Source organism: Novosphingobium sp. FKTRR1 (assembly GCF_020404405.1).
GTDB lineage: Bacteria > Pseudomonadota > Alphaproteobacteria > Sphingomonadales > Sphingomonadaceae > Novosphingobium.
The window spans coordinates 232,998-251,213 of sequence record NZ_JAIZDA010000003.1 but is presented as its reverse complement, the minus strand read 5'-3'; the positions used below and the strand labels follow the sequence as shown (position 1 = coordinate 251,213).

Annotated in this window: 17 protein-coding genes; 3 read left to right on the top strand and 14 right to left on the bottom strand. The window is 63.6% G+C overall.

What is annotated here, in order from left to right; translation table 11 throughout:
• Positions 1-11: 11 nt before the first annotated feature.
• The 4 genes from LDN95_RS04835 to LDN95_RS04820 form a co-directional block, all read right to left on the bottom strand.
• On the bottom strand, positions 12-1,079 hold the full coding sequence (locus tag LDN95_RS04835; RefSeq protein WP_226016511.1) for a Rieske 2Fe-2S domain-containing protein: 1,068 nt from the start codon (positions 1,077-1,079) through the stop codon (positions 12-14).
• 22 nt (positions 1,080-1,101) lie between these two features.
• Positions 1,102-1,971, bottom strand: a complete 870-nt coding sequence (locus tag LDN95_RS04830) for an amidohydrolase family protein (protein ID WP_226016510.1) — start codon at positions 1,969-1,971, stop codon at positions 1,102-1,104.
• Between the two features lies 1 nt (position 1,972).
• On the bottom strand, positions 1,973-3,679 hold the full coding sequence (locus LDN95_RS04825) for a class I adenylate-forming enzyme family protein (protein WP_226016509.1): 1,707 nt from the start codon (positions 3,677-3,679) through the stop codon (positions 1,973-1,975).
• 400 nt (positions 3,680-4,079) lie between these two features.
• Entirely contained in the window at positions 4,080-5,363 is a 1,284-nt protein-coding gene (locus LDN95_RS04820) for a helix-turn-helix domain-containing protein (RefSeq protein WP_226016508.1), read from the bottom strand.
• A gap of 193 nt (positions 5,364-5,556) precedes the next feature.
• Between LDN95_RS04820 and LDN95_RS04815 the strand changes: the two genes are divergently transcribed.
• The 3 genes from LDN95_RS04815 to LDN95_RS04805 are packed head-to-tail and all read left to right on the top strand — an operon-like array spanning position 5,557 to position 8,422.
• A complete protein-coding gene (locus LDN95_RS04815) occupies positions 5,557-6,312 on the top strand; it encodes a c-type cytochrome (RefSeq protein ID WP_226016507.1) in 756 nt (251 codons plus the stop codon).
• Positions 6,309-7,208, top strand: coding sequence for a peptidyl-prolyl cis-trans isomerase (locus LDN95_RS04810; protein ID WP_226016506.1), 900 nt, complete (start codon positions 6,309-6,311; stop codon positions 7,206-7,208). The genes LDN95_RS04815 and LDN95_RS04810 overlap by 4 nt, the downstream gene beginning before the upstream one ends.
• Positions 7,205-8,422, top strand: a complete 1,218-nt coding sequence (locus tag LDN95_RS04805; RefSeq protein WP_226016505.1) for a HupE/UreJ family protein — start codon at positions 7,205-7,207, stop codon at positions 8,420-8,422. The genes LDN95_RS04810 and LDN95_RS04805 overlap by 4 nt, the downstream gene beginning before the upstream one ends.
• Positions 8,423-8,507: 85 nt before the next feature.
• Here LDN95_RS04805 and LDN95_RS04800 read toward each other — a convergent pair whose 3' ends face one another.
• The 10 genes from LDN95_RS04800 to LDN95_RS04755 all read right to left on the bottom strand — a co-directional run bounded on the left by LDN95_RS04800 (position 8,508) and on the right by LDN95_RS04755 (position 17,907).
• Positions 8,508-9,212 (bottom strand): TetR/AcrR family transcriptional regulator, encoded by a 705-nt coding sequence (locus LDN95_RS04800; RefSeq protein WP_226016504.1) that lies wholly within the window; start codon positions 9,210-9,212, stop codon positions 8,508-8,510.
• Positions 9,213-9,330: 118 nt separating this feature from the next.
• Positions 9,331-11,391: a TonB-dependent receptor gene (locus LDN95_RS04795; protein WP_370631653.1), complete on the bottom strand. Its 2,061-nt coding sequence runs from the start codon at positions 11,389-11,391 to the stop codon at positions 9,331-9,333.
• A gap of 339 nt (positions 11,392-11,730) precedes the next feature.
• On the bottom strand, positions 11,731-12,207 hold the full coding sequence (locus tag LDN95_RS04790; RefSeq protein ID WP_226016503.1) for a DUF6644 family protein: 477 nt from the start codon (positions 12,205-12,207) through the stop codon (positions 11,731-11,733).
• 63 nt (positions 12,208-12,270) lie between these two features.
• Entirely contained in the window at positions 12,271-12,759 is a 489-nt protein-coding gene (locus LDN95_RS04785) for a DUF6644 family protein (protein ID WP_226016502.1), read from the bottom strand.
• A gap of 165 nt (positions 12,760-12,924) precedes the next feature.
• Positions 12,925-13,488 carry a nuclear transport factor 2 family protein gene (locus tag LDN95_RS04780; protein WP_226016501.1) on the bottom strand — a complete coding sequence of 188 codons (564 nt, stop codon included), beginning with the start codon at positions 13,486-13,488 and terminating at the stop codon, positions 12,925-12,927.
• Positions 13,489-13,515: 27 nt separating this feature from the next.
• On the bottom strand, positions 13,516-14,523 hold the full coding sequence (locus tag LDN95_RS04775) for a hypothetical protein (protein WP_226016500.1): 1,008 nt from the start codon (positions 14,521-14,523) through the stop codon (positions 13,516-13,518).
• 32 nt (positions 14,524-14,555) lie between these two features.
• On the bottom strand, positions 14,556-15,284 hold the full coding sequence (locus tag LDN95_RS04770) for a hypothetical protein (RefSeq protein ID WP_226016499.1): 729 nt from the start codon (positions 15,282-15,284) through the stop codon (positions 14,556-14,558).
• A 10-nt stretch (positions 15,285-15,294) separates the two neighbouring features.
• Positions 15,295-15,702, bottom strand: a complete 408-nt coding sequence (locus tag LDN95_RS04765; protein WP_226016498.1) for a DUF6152 family protein — start codon at positions 15,700-15,702, stop codon at positions 15,295-15,297.
• 133 nt (positions 15,703-15,835) lie between these two features.
• Positions 15,836-17,194, bottom strand: coding sequence for a hypothetical protein (locus tag LDN95_RS04760; RefSeq protein WP_226016497.1), 1,359 nt, complete (start codon positions 17,192-17,194; stop codon positions 15,836-15,838).
• Between the two features lie 47 nt (positions 17,195-17,241).
• Positions 17,242-17,907, bottom strand: a complete 666-nt coding sequence (locus LDN95_RS04755) for a YceI family protein (RefSeq protein WP_226016496.1) — start codon at positions 17,905-17,907, stop codon at positions 17,242-17,244.
• Between the last annotated feature and the right edge of the window lie 309 nt (positions 17,908-18,216).

The window sequence follows — 18,216 nt, the reverse complement described above, 5'->3', positions numbered from 1 at the left end:
CGCCCGCCGGGTCATGCATAGTAACGCGAATAGAATTTGCGGAACTGCGGAATCGGGCCGTCGCCGTCGCAGATGATCGGGTTCGGTTCGTACTTCTGCCGGTCCCAAACGACCTTGTCCTGATCGAACTGCTTGCAGATATCGCGGATGATGGCGCGCGCCACACCCGCACGTTCGCCTTCGGCCTGCGCGCGCGGCTGGGTGAAGCAGAACCGCGCGTGGACGTGATCGAGTTCCACCGGCGTGATGCAGGCCACCAGTAGCGTCTCGGATATCCCGGTAAAGCGGGTCCAGCTTTGGCCGGGGCCGACGGTGTCATAGCTGATGCAGCCATCCACCTCGCCCCACGGCGTGCCCATCTTGGCGCGGACATCGGCACCGCGCCCCCAGTCGCCCCAGCGCAATTCGCCCAGCGGCACATTCGCGGTGCCGTGAATATAGCGGAAATGCGCCACATCGACGCCGTTTTCGGCCATGTTCTGAAGCGAGCCCCACACATTCCATTCGTGAACCTCAAAATCGGTCCATGCGGGATCCGAGCATTCGGGCAGATGCACCACTTCCCACAGCGGAGCCTCATCCTGCGGGTGGTACCATGCCCAGATCCAGCGATTGGCTTCGACCACATGCCAGGTCCGCGTGCACTTGCGCTTCACTTGCGGGGGAATGGCCTTGGCATAGGGAATGTCGGTGACGTTCCCGGCCTCGCCATCATAGCGCCAGGCATGGAACGGACACTCCAGCAGGTTGCCATGCACTTTGCCGCCATGGCCCATATGCGCGCCAAGGTGCTTGCAATAGGCATCGAGCATCCGCACCGTGCCATCCTCCCCCCGCCAGATCGCCAGATCCTGCGCGAAATAGCGCAAGGGCTTGACCTCACCCACAGCGAGGTCGGCCGACAGGATCAGCGGATACCAGCCGAACGGAAACCCGATATCGAGGTTGCGCTCCTGCACCGAAGCGCGCCCCTTGGTCTCGGCAAGCCGCCAGTCGCGCAGATCCTGTCCTTTCAGGTTGCCGAGGATCTGCCACACCGCCACCGGAGGGGTGCGGGCATCGGTCGCAGCATTGGACATAACGGAGCACTCCACCTGAAAATCACGCTAGATTGAAAACCCGGATCGCGTTGTCGCGCAGGAACTTGGGCCAAACCTCGTCCTTGAACGGAACTTGCGGCATGTCGCCCATGATCCGGTCGAGGCTCAGCCCCATCGGAAAATACCCGGCGTAGAGCACTTTGTCGGCGCCACGCGTGTTGGCATAATCGATGATCGCCTTGGGATAGTGGCGCGGGGCAAAGGCGCTGGTAGAGTAATACAGGTTCGGCCACTTGAGCATCAGCTTGACCGCCAGCGCCTCCCACGGCTCGGCCCCGTGGCGCATCACGACCTTCAATTCGGGGAAGAACCAGCACACCTCGTCAAGGTGTTCGACCTTCTGCGTTTCCATCGGGATGCGGGGTCCGGGGATGCCGACGTTGAGCAGGATCGGCAGTCCGAGTTCCTCGCAGGCGGCATAGATCGGGAACATGTACTTGTGGTTGATCGCCACTTGCGGCAGCGTTCCGGCCGGAAAGCAACTGACCGCCGACAAGCCGACTTCGGCATGGATGCGCTTGATCCGCCGCACTTCCTCCATGCCCTTGTTGGGATCGACCGGCAGGTCGAAAAAGAAGCGGTTGGCGTACTGCGCCTTGGCCCGTCGCGAGCTGTCGTTGTCGTTCCAGCCGACGAGCGCGCGCGCGATGCCGTGCTTGTCCATCTGTTCCACCACCCAGCGCAGGTAATCATCCTGCTGGCCTGACTGGGGAATATCCTTGAACATGTACTGCGCGGGCATCGCGAACTGCTGCAAGGTCTGCGCGTCCTTGATCAGCGGGCGGAACGCCGCGAACCATTCGGAGCGGTCCTCGGCATCGGGAATGCCCAACATGCAGTCGATGATGCCGATATCCTGGGGCATGGCCATGTCATTGTTCTCCCAAAAGGCTGTTCCACGCCTGTCGCAGCGCGATCTTGTCGGCCTTGCCCAAGGCGTTGCGAGGCAAGGTTTGGCGGCTTATCGCCACCCGATGCGGCGCCTTGTAGCGCGCCAGTCGTTCGGCCACGTGATCGACGATCGCCGCTTCGTGCAGGCCATCGGCCACGACCACCGCCACCAGCCGTTCACCCAGCCGGTCATCGGGCAAGCCGAACGCGGCGCATTCGTGCACGCCCGCGATCTCGCCGATCACCCGCTCGACCTCGGCGCAATAGATGTTCTCGCCGCCCGAGATCACCATGTCCTTCTTGCGGTCGACGATGAAGACATAGCCGTCGGCATCGACCATCCCGACATCGCCGGTGCGCAGCCAGCCGTCGGGAGACAGCACCGCCGCCGTGTCCTCGGGCCGGTTCCAGTAACCCTGCATCACTTGCGGGCCGCGCACGACGATCTCGCCAACCCCGCCGACGGGCTGGTTTTCGCCATCCGCAGCGATGATCCGCACGTCGACCAGCGGCAAGACACGCCCGGCCGAAGCCGGTCGGCGCAGGAAATCGGGGCCGACGGCCTGCGCGATCGCGCCCGAGCACTCGGTCATGCCATAGCCGGTGCCGATCTGAGCCTGCGGGCAGGCCGCATGGATCGCGTCGATCAGGTTGACCGGCAAGGCCTGTCCACCGCAGCCGATGTTGCGCAAGTTCGCCAGATCGCCGGCCACCAGTTTGGCGCGATGCACGATGTCCCACAGCATCGTCGGGACGCCGCTGAACATCGTCACGCCTTCCTCCGCGATCAGCCGCACCGCTTCGGTGGCGTCCCACCGGCGCATGATCACGATCTTCGACCCGGCGAGGAACGGGGACAGAAATCCCGAACCCAAGCCCGAAACATGAAACAGCGGAAACACGAGCAACGCGGCCTGCTGCGGCATTCCGGCGAGCAGCGCCTCGGCGGTCATGCCGTACTGGCTCGCCATGTTGTGCAGCACCATCGCGCCTGCAAGCTGCGTGCTCATCAGCCCGGTGATCAGGTTGCGATGCCCCAGAACCGCGCCTTTGGCACGGCCGGTGGTGCCTGAGGTGAACAGGATGCTGCACGGATCGTCAGCCCGCGCTGCGGCCCCGCCTGATGCAGTGGCTGCACTGGCAGGCGCCGCGTCGCCCGGATCGGACGCCGCTGTCAGATCGAGCGTACGCCCGGAATATCCTGCCGCGTCCAGAGCCTGCGCCGCTGGCCCATCGACGAGTGCAATGGCAGGGTCGGCATCTTCAAGCATGGCCAGCAGCTCAGGCCCGGCGGCGCGGCTGTTGAGCAGCACCGCAACACCGCCCGCCGCGATCACCGCGAGGTAGCCGATCAGCCACTCGGCGCGGTTGCGCATGCAGATCGCCACGCGTTCGCCCGGTGCAATCCGCAAGTGTGCCGCCAGCTGGTCACGTCGCGCAAAGACCTGAGCGAAGGTCAGACGCCGTTCGGTTCGATCCCCGTCGAAATCGACCACACAGGTCTGATCCCCAAACCGCCTCGCTCCCTCGATCATCTGATGAAGGTTGGCAGGCGCGCGCACGAACTGACGCATCCCGTCGATCACGCCCATTTCAAAGATGGACCCCTGCTTGGCGATTTCCGCCAGCACCGGATCGACCAGGCCCAGCGCAAATTGCGACCCGGCTTTCTGCACCGCCTCAGTCATGCGCTGATCATCGGCAAAGTATGAAGCGGGCGTCTTCCCGCCTGCTTTTGCAGCGCCCTCAGGACCATCCGTCGCTCTCCCGACTCGATCTGTGAAATTTCTTATCTTCGCCAATTTGGCGCATATGCATATTTTGGACAAGACAATTTTACGCATTGATGCGGGATGATCGGCCGATATTTTATGGTATGCAGATTTCCGGGCGTGTTCGATCAGATCGAGGGGTCAGGAACGACGTGCTGCCCTGCGCCGCGTTCGAACGGCAGCGGATCTTGAAAACGGAAGGAGCAGGAAGAGCCGGGCGCGAGGCCGACACGCCTTTGGCCTGCCCGTTGCGCGCCTTGCACTGGCAGTAGAACCAATCATTGGCAGCAGAACCGATCACTGGCAGCTGGACCAGTTACCAGATGCTCTGGGCCCGCATCGGCCGGACCGTGACCAGTGAGCTGCCAAGATTGAGATTGCCGAGCGTGCGCACCTCGAACAAGGCCTCGAAAGCATTGTCGCCGACCTTCGCGGCAATCGCATCGAGCTGCGCCTGATCGGCGGCAACTTCCGACATCTGCACGATGCCGGGGTCGCGCGTACCGGCAATGATCAGGATGCGATTGCCGGTCGGGCCTCGCAGACTGGCGATATAGCCATAGTCGCGCTGCGGAACTTTGCCTTCGGCAACCACGTTCCAGTCCGATTTGAAGCGGCGGCTGGTGGTCTTGTCCACCAGTTCATCGAAGGAATCACCGATCTTGAAGCCCGATGCGCGGAACAGAGGATCTTGCAGCGCGCCCAGACCGCTGAAGAACCCGACATAGACGATGTTGGCTTCCTTGAGGATTTCCGGCTTCACTTCGGACATGTTCTCGACACCCGGCCTCACCCCGCTGCCACGCGCCGCGGCGTTGACGGTCGGCAGCAGACTGCGCAGCGCCCGGCCCGTGCCGATCGGCAGATAGTGCAGGTTCACGTCCCGATAGACCCGCGCCCTGTCAGGGTGCAGGACCACATAATGTTCGAGATCTTCGCGCGAATTGACGGCGAAATCACGAGTCAGCCGCGATATGGTGACGTTGTCCGTCGTCTCGCCGAAAATGTAATAGTCACCCAGAACGAGCAGCGTCGGGCGCCGGTTATCGACGATCGGCCTCCAGAACGCGGTTCCGATAACGCCAGAATCGGGCATTTGCCGCTGCGCATAGTAATACCAGCCCAAGGCGTTGATCAGTGCAAGGCCGATCAGGGCGAGCCATAGTGGCCGGATGGGCCAGCTTGTCCTGGCACCGACCAGCGGCGGGGTGACGGCAGCAGGCTCATCGGCCGCAGCAGGCTCGACAGCCTCATCACCCGTCGCGCCCGCTGCCGCCAGAACGAGCCGATACTCCCCCAGCGGGATCGAAATGCGGCAATCGTGGTGAGGCAGGCGCGCGTAATGCTCACCCAGTTTGCGCCGCAGCCGGTGAATATAGACCCGCACCGACGCGTCGAGCATCTCGTCGAAATCGGAGGTCTTGCCAAACACCTCCTGCGCGACCTCGATCCCCTTGGGCACGCGCCCCGCCAGCGAACATTGCAGCAGGAAATCAAACAGCTTCACCAGCGGCTCGGACCGCCCGAGATCGCCGCTTTCGCGTACCCGGGCGGCCTCCTTTGCCAGACTGTCCCTGAATTCCATGTCCTTTTGGGTCATGCCCGGTAGCTATCAGGCTTCGGTTTCCAAACAAGCGCAATCGGGACAGCTCTATACGTGTACCGCTCGGGTAACGCGGTAACAGGGGCTGCAACATGTACGTTACCGTTCGCTGCTGGACGGGTCGAACGGGGTTGGCCAACGCTCCGCCCATGGCACACCTCCCTGACATCCCGCACATCGCTGGCCCGGCATGGCTGTCCGTTTGAAGACCCGCAGCGCGGTGTGGGCGGCGGTCGTGCTGGCGATCGCTGGCACCACGGCTGGCCTGAGCTGGTGGCGAGCCAGCGCGCAGGCAGACGTTCTGCGCGCCGACCCGGATGCGATCCTGCGCGATCCCCGGCTTCGCAGCGTGGCACTCACCAACGGGAAGCGCGTTTTCGACAAACATTGCGCGGCCTGCCACGGCCCCGATGGTCGCGGCGACATAACCTTGGGCGCATCCGATCTGACCGACAGCGACACCTTGTACGGCACAGGTTCGGTCGCCCAGATCGAGGAGATCGCGCGATACGGCATCCGCGCGGGCAACAAGCACGGCTGGAACCTGGCCGTGATGCCAGCCTATGCCAGCAAGGTGCCCGACGCCGCCGAAGCCTTGCCTCCGCAATCTCCGGCGCAGATCGAAGACCTGACGCAGTACCTCCTCTCCTTCACCGGCCGCACGACCGACGTCTCGGCGATGAAGCGCGGCATAACGGCTTATACCAAGGCAGGCTGCTGGGATTGCCACGGCCGCGACCTTGGCGGTGATCCGGCGATTGGCGCGCCGAACCTGACAGACGCTGTCTGGCTGTATGGCGGGCGTCCCGAGGATATCCGCCGCACCCTGCAACGCGGACGCGCGGGCAAGAGCCCAGCGTTCGCCAGAGTTCTGACCGCTGCGGAACTGCGCAATGTCGCCGTCTACACCGCCTCGCTGGCCCACCCAGGGCAGGAAACGAAATGAGCAAGCAACCTCCCCTTGCCAGCGACCCGCAAGTCGCGATCTGGGACATCCATCAGCCCGTCGGCCGCCGCTCGATGCTGTTGGCAGCCGCTGCATCGCTGATCGGTCTGGCCATTGCCGGGTACGGATTGTTCACCGCACAAGGCACGCGCACCGCTGCGGTCCCGGCCGAAGACGCCGCGCTGGTCAACAATGTGCCGATCCTGCGCGCGGATCTGATCGCGCAGATCACGGCGCTTTACAGTGTGCCGCTCGCCCAGACGACCCTCGCCCAGCGGCAGAAGGTGCTGGAGGACATGATCCGTGAGGAACTCTATGTGCAGCGCGGGATCGAGATGGGGCTGTCCAACGACGATATCGATGTGCGGCAGGCTCTGGTTCAGGCGACCGAAGGGCAGATCGCGCAGGACGCGATGACCTCGAAGCCTGCCGAGGACGAACTGGCGACCTGGTACGGCAGCCACATGGAAAAGTATGCCAGCGAAGGCCTGGTCACGCTGCACGAATGGCTTGTCCCACGCGGCAGCGATGGCCAGCAGGCGGTGGCGGCTTTGCGCAAGGGTGCCGCGCCAGCATCGCTCGGATTGAAAACCACCGGCCGGGTGGATGACGGCGAGGAATTCTATTTCGCGGCGGAACAGCATCTTGGCGAGCCGCTCTTTGCCATCGCCCGCAAGATGGAGGACGGAACGGTGTCCGCCCCCATTCCCATGCCCGATGGGCTCCACATCCTGCAGATGATCCGCAACAAGCGGCCGGTCACCACGCCTTATGCGCAAGCCCGCGATCAGGTTCTGGCCGACTTTCTCGCCGACAAGGTGGCGCGCCTGCAAGCGGGCAACCAGCGCTTCCTGAAGAAGCGGGCGGACATCAAGATCGCGTCGGATCTGAAATGATCATGCGCGGTCTGGAACGCCTGCTCCTTGCGCTGGCAGCCACGGTCCTTTGCTTCAGTGCATCGGCCCATGCGCACACCCGGTCCGAATCGCATTCGACCTGGCTGGTCGATGGCAGCTCGGTCCATCTGACCTTCTCGGTTACAGACCTTGAAGCACGGCGCCTGACGTCTGACGGTCGCCCACCCAATGCACCGCAATTGATCGCCTATCTGTCGCCCAGAGTGGGGGCCACCGCCGAAGGGCGGCCGTGCTCTCTGGCCGGCAAACCGCGCCCGGTAGCCGCTGCAACAGGCTATCGCCGGATCGAATTCCTGTACGATTGCCCGTCCGCCGAAGAAATCGTGCTGCGCGATGCGGCGTTCTTCGAACTGGTGCCGACCCATGTCAACATGGCGCAGATCCAGACGGCCAAGGGGGACTTCGTCGAGGATGTGCTGACCAGTGACAGCCAAACCATCGACATGAGCCGGGCGCAGGGTGGCGAGATCGAAGGGGCCGGCTTCCTGACATTCATCAAGATGGGCCTCATGCACATCTTCACCGGGCTCGATCACATGAGCTTTTTGCTCGGGCTGGTCCTTATCTCGCGGCGGTTCAGGGATCTGATTTTCGTGATCAGCGGCTTTACCCTGGGGCACAGTCTGACACTCGCGCTGGCCGTGACCGGGATCATTCGCCCGCATGCCGAATTCATCGATGCCCTCGTCGCGCTGACCATCGCGCTGATCGGGATCGAGAACCTTGCGGTGCAAGTGCACCGGCCACGCCTGTTCGCGATCTGGACGGCCATCGGCCTGTTCGCGATGGCGCTGCTGAAGCTGTTCGGGATCGGTCTGCTGCCCTTCACCCTGCTGTTCGGCGCGGGCTTGTTCGCGTCCAATTACCTGCTGGTTGCCGGACATGTGCGCGACGCCGGGCGGCTGCGCCTTGTCGTGACGCTGATATTTGGCCTTATCCATGGCTTCGGCTTTGCCGCCGACTTGCTCAACGAAGCGATACCCCCCGCCAAGCTTGCCGAACTGCTGGTCGGTTTCAACCTTGGTGTCGAACTGGGCCAGCTTGCGGTGGTGTCCATCCTTGTCGGAGCGGTCGGCCTGCTGCGGCATTTCAAGCTGACGCTGCCACGGCCGATCGTGGTCGACCTGTGCGCGGCGGGACTTGTGCTGGAAGGGGTGTACTGGTTCGTCAGCCGCAGTTTCAACTTCGCCTGACCCCGTAAACCCCTGCCCGTAAACCCCTGCCCGTAAACCCCTGCCCGTAAACCCCTGCCTGTAAACCCCTGCCGTCGGTACCGCGCTACTCCAGATTGGCGCGGGCCGCCGATTTGGCCGCTGCGGATGCCGTTTCCGCATCGACCCCCAGAGCCTTCAGCACACCGGCCATGAGTGGCGTGATCCGGGCGATCAGGCGCTTGACGGACTTCTTCCGGTCAATCGAATCCTGCAGCATGACCAGCATCGCCCCAACGACCAGCAAAGTCGCGGAATCGGGCGGGATTCCCTTGAAGTGCCCTGTCTCGAGGCCCTCGACGATGATCTCGCGCGCCTTGACGTTTAGCGGTGCCTTCTCGTCCAGCAACTGCGGCGAAAGCTTGATCAGCGCGGCGACACTTTCGGGGTGGTCGATGGCGAAGCGCAAGATGACGAACGAGCCGCGCACCAGTCGCTCCGGCGGCGGGGTGGCAGCGTCGATGGCCGAGTCCAGCAAGTGGGCGACATGCCCGCGCACCATGCGGAACAGCTCGTCAGCAAGCGCCTCCTTGCTTTCGAAATGGTTGTAGAGGCTGCCCTTGGCAACGTCGGCCTCACGCGCGATGTCGTCAATGCTGACACCATCGATCGAGCGGGCCGCAAAAAGCTGCTGGGCCGCCTCAAGCAGGGCGAGGCGCGTACGCGTGCTGCGCCGGTCACCTTTGTCGGTCGCGCTGCGGGCCGTATCCAGTTGGCCAAGAAGCGACTGTGAAGGCTTTGAACCTTCGGTGAGCCGAGGCCGAACGGCCATACCCGATTTCCTCTATATCCACATCGTGTGGCGACGGCCACCGCCGCGCTGCTTTCCCCTTCACCCAAACTGACCGTTCGGTTCAACTAAAATCCTCACAAATGGGCAATTCGCAAGCTCAGAAGTGGAACTTCACGCCCGCCCGGATGGTTCGCGGCTCGACCACGCGGCTCAGACGCCCCTCTGTCGGAGCCGCATCGAAGCCGGGGATATAGGACGAATACCAATAGGCGATGTCCTTGTCGTGGCTGTCGAAAAGGTTCAGCGCTTCGGCATAGATCTCGAAGGCCCCAAGCGTTCTGGCGCCGCGCAGATTGACCACATTGCTGCCCTTGTCGCGCTGGGAATTGTCCTCGATCAGCGGATAGGGCCCAAGGTGGCGCAAGCGGATGCTGGCCTGCCACGGGCCCTGCACGAACGAAACCCCGGCCGACGCCGCATTTTCGAAGGCGTTGGGGATGTAGTCGCCGTTGTCATAGCGGGCATGGCTTGCCGTGTAATTGGCATCGATCGCAAGCCACGGCGCAGGACGCCAGAACGCGACGATCTCGTAACCGCGGCGACGGCTGGCGCTGGTTGGCTCGACAGCGTTCGAATCGCCCACGAACTTCAGCTCGCTGCCAAGATCGAGCCACCAGTAGGTCGCAGTCAGCGTGAAACCGTGCTGCTGAAAGCGCAGCCCCAGTTCCTTGCCGGTGCCTGCAACCAGCACCGGTACCGGCGGCGTCGTGACCGCACCGCGCACATCGTTCGAATGAAAGCCCCTGCCCCAGTTGGCATAGAGTTCCAGATGATCGCTGACCTGATAGGCCGCCTGCGCCTTGGGCGAGAGCACGCCGTCCGAGCCTGAGCCCTGACCCAGCGCCGCAGCTTCGGCATCGAGCGCGCGCACCGTATAGTGATAGTAATCGCCGCGCAGCCCGCCCATCAGGCGCAGTCCCGCAAGTGGCCGCCATGTCGCCGAAGCATGCAGCGATGCCGAAGCCTCATTGACCCGGTAAAGCCCCAGCGAACTCACCAGTTGACGGGCGGCGGTGCGCTGCACGCCAACCCGCTGGATCGCATCGAGCCGGTTCTCGGTTCCCAGGGCAAGCTCGAACTTGTCCGAGAACGTCCAGTCCTTCTGGGCGGTCAGGCCATAGACCGCACGACGATCGATCTGGTGAATCTGGGCGCTGGCCCCGCTCGCATCGTGGTATTCCGGGTTCGAGAACATGTCCCAATCGTAATACTGGGCATAGACATTCGCGCGCCAGTCCTTGCCCGAAAGCTTGGCATTGGCGATCAATCGGGTGGTTTGGCCGGTTGCGGTCGGGTCGGGCGAGCAGAACGCATCGGCGCAGAGCGCAGAGCCGATGATCCGCTCGGGGATCTGCTCGGTCGGCTGCCATGTGCCACGATAGCCGTGCAGCGTCAGTTCCAGCTCCCCGTGTCCTGTCGGCCTGGCGAACTTCAGGAACCCGGCATAGTGGCGCAAATGTTCGGGCTGCTGCCATGGGCCGTCATAGACGCGGAATTCGCCGACAGCGGTAAGGTCGCCCCCCGCAACGCCCTTGGCCGTCCCACCCACGGCAAACCGGCGGTGACCATAAGAGCCGCCCTCCACCGACAGCCAGGGACGATCGAAACGGTCGATGGTCGACATGTAGGCCGCGCCAGCCATGGCGAAATCGCCGCCATCGGCGCGGTAGGGGCCCTTGCGGAAATCCTCCCGCGCGATGATTTCCGGGATCAGCCCGTTAAGGTCGAGATAGCCCTGACCGTGCCCATGCGTGCGGAAATTCATCTGCACGCCGTCGATGTAAGTGCTGAAGTCCGAGCCATGATCGAGGTTGAAGCCACGCAGGAAATACTGGTTGGCCTTGCCGCTGCCCGAATGCTGCGCGGCGATCATGCCCGGCACCGCTTCGAGCAATTCGGCCGTCCGCAACAACGGGCGAACGAGCAGATCCAGACCGCTGATGGTCCCCTCGCTGGCGGCATGAGCGATCCCGATCTTGGCCTCGGCCCGTCCAAAAACAACGATCTGGGTGCCGGTTTGTCCGGTGGAAGTTTGTCCGGTGCCGGTTTGTCCGGTGCCGGTTTGTCCGGTGCCGGTTTGTCCGGTGGCTGGGGCTGCCGCTGGCGCATCGCTGGTGACATCGCCGGGTGGAAGCGGTGCCTGCGCGCGAAGTGGCACCGACTGACACAGAACGGCGGCCAGAACTACGCTGGAGCCTTGGCGGATGCATGTTTTCATGCGGTGGACCTCTCCCGATCGATCTGAATACTGCTGACAGGCGCCGTCCCGGTTGCCGAACCGTGGGTGGCACGAACGCCGTCGCGCATACCGGATTGCGGTTGCCCGACATCGAACGCTAGTGCGTTACAGTCTCAAAATTCGTTCTGTAACGTCGCAAAATCAACATTTTGCGGAGCGCGTCCCAGCGCACGTCCGGTGATCGCGACTGCGCCTGCAAAAGAACAGGGGGCCGACACAACGTGCGGCCCCCCGGCATTGGTCAGCGCTGCGCCCGGCTCATGCAAGCGGATAGGAATAGCCGATCCAGCGCCCCAGAAAGACGATGAGCATCCACAAGGTCAACGACGCGAAACCGGCAATCCGCGCCGCTCTTGGCGTTCGCACCTGATCGTCCCATTCGCCGACCTTGCGATAGGCGGTCACATGAAAGACCGCCATGTTGATCCCGGCCAGCAGAATGGTCAGCAGCTTGAACCGGAACGGCAGGCTTTCGTAATAGCCCGTGGCGTTGGACACGAACAGCAGGCTTCCCGTAATCAGCGCGACGACGAACGCCACCCAGGTGAAGGGCAGCATGTCGATGGTCAGTTGGCGCGCGCCACGGCGATGCGATGCGACGCCCAGCAATCGCAGATCGACGATGGCGATCGTTCCGACAACCACAGCGATCATCAAAACATGAACGCTCTCCAACATGGGAAACAGCGTATCGCTTTCGCGGATCGCCGCCCCGACCGCTGAATCATACAGCATCTGCATGAGACCGTTTACCGGCACATCAGGTTCCATAACGTCATTCTCCGCACGAATTCTCGGTTATTGGGCGTATGCGATCCAGCGGCCGCAAAAGATCACGGCGACCCAGATGGCCAGCGATACCCAGGCCAGCGGCTTGATCAGCTTCGCCATGCGCGCGTGCTCGATCCGGTAGTCCGGATGCAGGATCGGATAGCGAAACAGCAGGGTCAGGATGAACGCGCAAAGCACCAAGCCCATCTTGGCCCAGAACACCACATTGCCGACCACGCGGTCCGGCTCGCCCAAGCCAAGCACGAAGCCGGTGCCAAGCAGCAGGGCCAGCGCCGACCACATCCACGGAAGGTGTCGCCGGACCACGGCCTGCGGGGACTCATCGGTGGCAAGCACGCCCGCAAGGCGCAGATCCATGACAATCGCGGAGCCGATCACCACCGCGATACCAAGGATGTGAACGCTTTGCACCGCCGGGATGATCCACGAAGTCTCGCGAATTCCCGTACTGATCGCAGACCCGTAGACCGCACGAATGAACTCATCGATCGCCATACTTAAAATCTCCCCAGTATTCGTGCGATCTCATCCCGAAAAATCGAGCCTGAATCGCAATCGAGGATAATGTCAGAACATCCGTATCCCTGATCTCGCATCGGCTGCAGAAACGCTTGTAGAGAACGGTTTTCAGGGCGGTTGCGTACCGTTACACCGGCATCGCTACTTGGGAGCGGCTGGCACTTCGGCCGCCCCAGGTGGCGGACCTGAGCCGCCCGGCCCCATCGGTGGCAGGCTGTCCCAATGTTCGATCAAGCGGCCCTTCGCGAGCCGGAACATGTTGAAAATGACTAGCTGCTTGATCTTGCCGGTTGCCGGATCGGGCATTTCGCGGCTCGTCACCATCGTCACAAGATCGCCCTGCGCCATGACGGCCAGCGTTTTGGGGGCGGCGCGTGGCGGCATTGGCGGCATGTGCTGGAACATGCGCACAAGCTTGTCACGCGCGCTACCGGGTCCGGGCAGGTTGGCGAACGCCTCTCCGTGCTGGACATAGGCCGGGTCGATGTACTTGGCGGCAATCGGAGCGATGCGCTGGGCGGTGGTGCCTGCCGCATCCGCCGCGTTCAAGGCCGCGTAGAAATCGACCACGACCTGCTTGTTGCGCGCTTCACCGCGCGTTTCGTGCGCCAAAGCCGGCGATGGCGCACAAGCCAGCACTGCCGGGATCAGCATCAGCCGCAGACACAGGCTTGAGCGCTGTGGAACATGGGTTGTCGGTGGCATGAGGCCTCCTGTCGGCGAGAGGATGGGTCAGTCCTGCGGCTCGGGCACCAGCCCGGCGTCGGCGCTCACGCTCGGATCGCCGACCTGCTCCTCACAGTTGTATTCGGCGAAAACCGCCTGATACGGCTCCCAACCGAACGTCCGGGCGATCGACCAGGGCTTGGTGTAATAGGTCGGGTCGACGATCGTCGTGATGATTTCGAGATAGGGCACGTGGCCGCCATCGTTGACCTTGCGGATGCGCTGGATCAGCTTGCCGTTTGCCGAAAGCGGCGTGCCATCGACATCGAGCCAGATCGCCTGCCGGAAATCCTTGGTCTCGACCACCAGCGTGCTGCCGTCCCAATGACCGACCGAGCGCCCCATATACAGCTTGGCGTCAGCCGCTGCCACGTTGGCCGGTTCGAGCAGGACGTTCCACCTGCCGTGGTATTCCTCGAAGATGAACTCGAGGTGGTCCTTTGCCTGGACGATCTGGAAGGGGAAGTTCAGATCGCGTTGCCACTGCGGACCGGGCGGACGGCAGGTTGCCGATGCGTTGATGAACGGCTTGCCGTCCTTCAACGACTGGACGCGGCGTGACAGAACCTTGACGCCCTCCATCGTGAAGGGAACCGCCATTCCGTACATGTCCTTCTGCGCGCGAAACTCCAGCGGCTGGCTGTGGATCCACGTGCCCTGAAGGTCATGCGGATCGGACGGCGGCATCGGCGCATCGGCCGGGAGCGGCGGTCTGGGCGGCAGCCCGCCGGGGCCGGGCGGTGGCAGGCTCGCCGCAATCTTTTGCGCAGGCGTCAGCACGGGGCCCGGCGGGACGCCCGGAGGTGGCCCGGCCGCTGCGCCGGGTGGCAACCTGAGCTGGCCAGCGCCGGGCGGCGGACCCGACGTCGGGCCTGATGGTGGACCGCCGAGTGGTGGTCCCGCCGGGTCCGGCAGGCCTTGCGCCGACGCGGCTCCGGCGATCAGCGCCAAGGCCATCGCCCCGGCCAGCAAGCCACCGTTTGCGCAGGCGGTGAACAGGGCGTGGTTCCTCATGACGGCATGCTCCAGATCAGATTGTGGCCGCTTCACTTCGGAAAGACTGGCTGTTTGGCGACGAGACGATCGAGGCAGACGTCCTCGGCGAAGATCGCATCGGGCTGGCGCTTGTACGTGACCACGGCCTCCCACGGCCTGCTGAACGTTGCCGGATCCTCGATCATGATCCGGTCCTCCAGCGTATCATGATCGACCAGACGGTAGCGTTCGGTGACCTTCAGGTCATAGCCATGGGGCACAAGATCATCGATCAAGGTGCGGTCCGAGGCCCCTTCCATGACCGAGACGAGCGTATCCCCTTCCCAGTGGCCGTTGGATTTTCCGGTGGCCGTGGGTACGAGCGCCATGCCCATGAAATCGGGCTGGGGCGGCACGCCGACGTTGATCTGGCGCAGCGCGCGGTTCCATTCGTAATCGAACGTGACCACGTTCTGCCGATACCAGATCTTGAACCGCTTTGGCGTCAGTGCCAGCCGCGGAACGCCGGGGTTCGAACAGCGCGAGAGCGTTATGTCGTAATCGTCGAACCGCCCCTTTGCCCGTAGCGCCTTGTTGGCGGCATAGGCCTTGCGCCCCTCGGCGGTGAAGGGCACCTCGCCGGTGACCGGCTTGAGCACGGTTGTCGGCGCAGCGATCTGCCAGACGCCTTCAATATCCGGCGTGGCGGCCAGTGCCGGGGCTGCGCTGGCAAGAGCCAGAGCCGCAGCGGCCGCAGCAACGCGCACGACCGTCCGGCGAAGCGTGTGTTCGATGACCATGTCGCGTCCTTCAGTTTCCGCCAGCGCGGGCAGCTTCGGTATCGGAAAACGACTTGCCACCCGGCAAGGACAAGCTCGCCAGCGCACCACCGGGCTGACCACTGCTGTTGGGGTGGTAGGTGATCTTGATCTTGTCGCCGCGCTTGAAGTCGCGCGGGCTCAGGCCCTGCCGTGCAAACATCAACGGGCTGCCGCTGATGATCGACATCTGCTTGGGCACGCCCCGTTCAAGATAGATCAGGACCAGCGAGGAATGCGGCGCGCCCCAGCGAAATTCCTTCAGCGTCCCTTCGGCGGTACTGGTCTTGCCCATGTCATAGGCCGCGAACGAATGATGGGCGTGCGCAGGCGCAACCGAAAGGCCGAAGCAGGCCGCAACGGACAGCCCGACAGTCACCGAATTCTTCAGGAAACCCATCATAAAACTCCAAATCAGGCCGTCGCGTCAGGCGCTTGATGCGGATCGGACGATCGTGACACGAGATCTGGTTTCACCGTTATCGGTGGCGCAGGTGCGGAGTTAGATGATTCATTTCAGCAACGGCCGCCGCCTAGGCGGCGCCTTGATACTCCCCGTCCGAGCGTTGCATGAGTTGCAGCTTGGCTGTGGCCAGGATGTCCGCAGTGGTAACGTCGCCGCTTTCGATGGCGCGCAGAATGCGGCGATTGAGCCCCATCACATCGCTGAGGTGCAGCGGTGTCGGCGGTTCCCGTTCGACAAAGATGTTGGCAAGCCCGAGCGAGCGCACGATGATCGCGAGCAAGGGGTTGCCGGTAAGATCGAGCAGCCGGTTTTCCAGCGTCAGCAATTCGAAAGCATCAGGGCCGGTTGCCGGGCTGGACGGCACCGATGGAGGCAAGCCCGTAGCCTTGACCCGCCGCGCCGCCAATGCGGGTGCGCTGCTGATCAGGGCATGTATCGCCTCACGCAAATCCTTCGGCGAGCCGGCGCTGGCGACCAGACACGCTGCCAGCAGGCGGATCACACCGGTCGGTGGCGCGGGCGGAGCCAGCTCGGTGCCCTTGCGCCCCCTGCGGCAGCGCACGATCCCGAAGTCCTGAAGAATGCGCCGGGCCTGACGAACGGCGGCGTCGGTATAGCCCAAGCGGTCGGCAGTCTCCCATTCGGCTTCCTGCGTGCCCGTGTGAGCGCCCAGTTCGCGCGCCAGCCTGGCCGCCAGCGCCATGGCCGACTTGCGCCCGGCCAACGAGAAGCCGCGTTCAGGCACACCCAATGCAACGACCGGCGCGTCCTCGCTGACCGGCCCCAGCAGCGCGTCAAGGTGCTTCAACGCATCGGAAAGATTGCCTTGGCCGATCGCGGTTTCGAGCGGCTTGCTGCGCGGCGGCACCGCGCCACTGCTCGAAATCCGTACAAGGATCTCGGCGAGCTGGGCCAGATGACCCATGGTCCGGTTGCCCGCCCGCTCGGCAAGCTCGACCGCCAGTCCCCATTCGCTGATCGCCCCGTGCCAGGCTGGCGGCGCGGCGCGGCGCTGGACGGCTGCGGTCACCACCATCCGCCAGACCAGCAGACGAAACTCGACGATGCAGGCGTGTGTTCCGCCGTTCAGCGCCAGATACATCAGCGCCGCCCCCGCGACATCTTCAAGCGCAGGTGCCGCAACGAACAGGCCGCCGCCCGGGCCGCGACGCACATCCAGCAGGCCGCGTGCCTCAAGAATGGTCACCGCTTCGCGCGACGCCGGCCGGCCAAGACCAAGACGCTTCTGCAACTGCGGCAAGGCACCAAGCGACTGGCCCACCGGCCAGCCCTGTCTCAGCAAATCCATTTCCATGTAGAGAACGGCTTCATGCGCAAGACTGGCAGGGGTAACGGCACCAATCATCCGTGCACCGAGGAGGTGCATCTCGGCGATGCCCGAACCCAATCGATCAGCGACATTCAACATAGCTCAAAGCCCTCTCACCTCTCGAAAATCGAGTTGCGCGCTGATCAGTTGCGGATGAATTCTGCGTCGAGCACCACAGTGACCTTGCCGATCATGCGGGCCATCGGCTGGGCGGTGAAATCGCCCCAGTTGATCGCCATGGTCCCGGTGAAACCCGCCGTAGGCGCGCCCTCCATCGACCGGCCTATGCCGACGAGTTCGGCTTCGATCGCCACCGGCTTGGTCACACCCATCAAGGTCAGTTGGCCATCGATCGTGGCGCGGCCGCCATCCCTCACATGAACAGCCGTCGAGACGAAGCGGGCCTCGGGAAACTTCGCCACGTTGAGCGACTGCGCGCTTTCCGGGGGAATCTTGTAGACGATCGGAGCATAGTAGGGCTTGGCGTCCACCGTCACATCGAGCGCGATCGCCGCAGGATCTGCCGGGTTCCAGTGCATGGTCCCTTCCCGCACGCCGAAGCGCACGACATTGTAGGACATCCCGCGGTGTGAGACCCGCGCAACGACAGAGGAATGTTCGAGGTCGATGCGATACGTGCCTTCCGGCGCGGCCGCAGGATCCTTGGTTGCCGGTGCCATCATCGCGGCCGGGACGCCTGCCGGGGCGGTTCCGGGCGGTGTGCCCTGCGCTTGGACCACACCGGCCACAACAAGCGTCAGAGACGCAGCGGCGATCCACGGTTTTGGCCAACGAGTACCGTTGTTCATAATGCATTCTCCCAAGAAACCGCCGGTTTGGCCGACGTGTTCGCCACTGTTGTCGCCATCCGGATTTCAGGCTGGGGTTCTGGCCCGGCTCTGGCCGGATGAGGGCCAGAACGTGCTGCGTTGGGATGGCGACCGGCTGAGGGCATCGCCCTGCTTGCGGTCACCTTGACCATGCACGCGCCACGCGCCGCAAGTGATCCACGGTTCGGAAACGTTACAGTTCAACCGTTACAAGCTGCTGGTTATCGTACGAAACACCGGAACAGCCGACCGTTCGCGGCCGGTCCGCCCCACGCAAACTGACTGGAT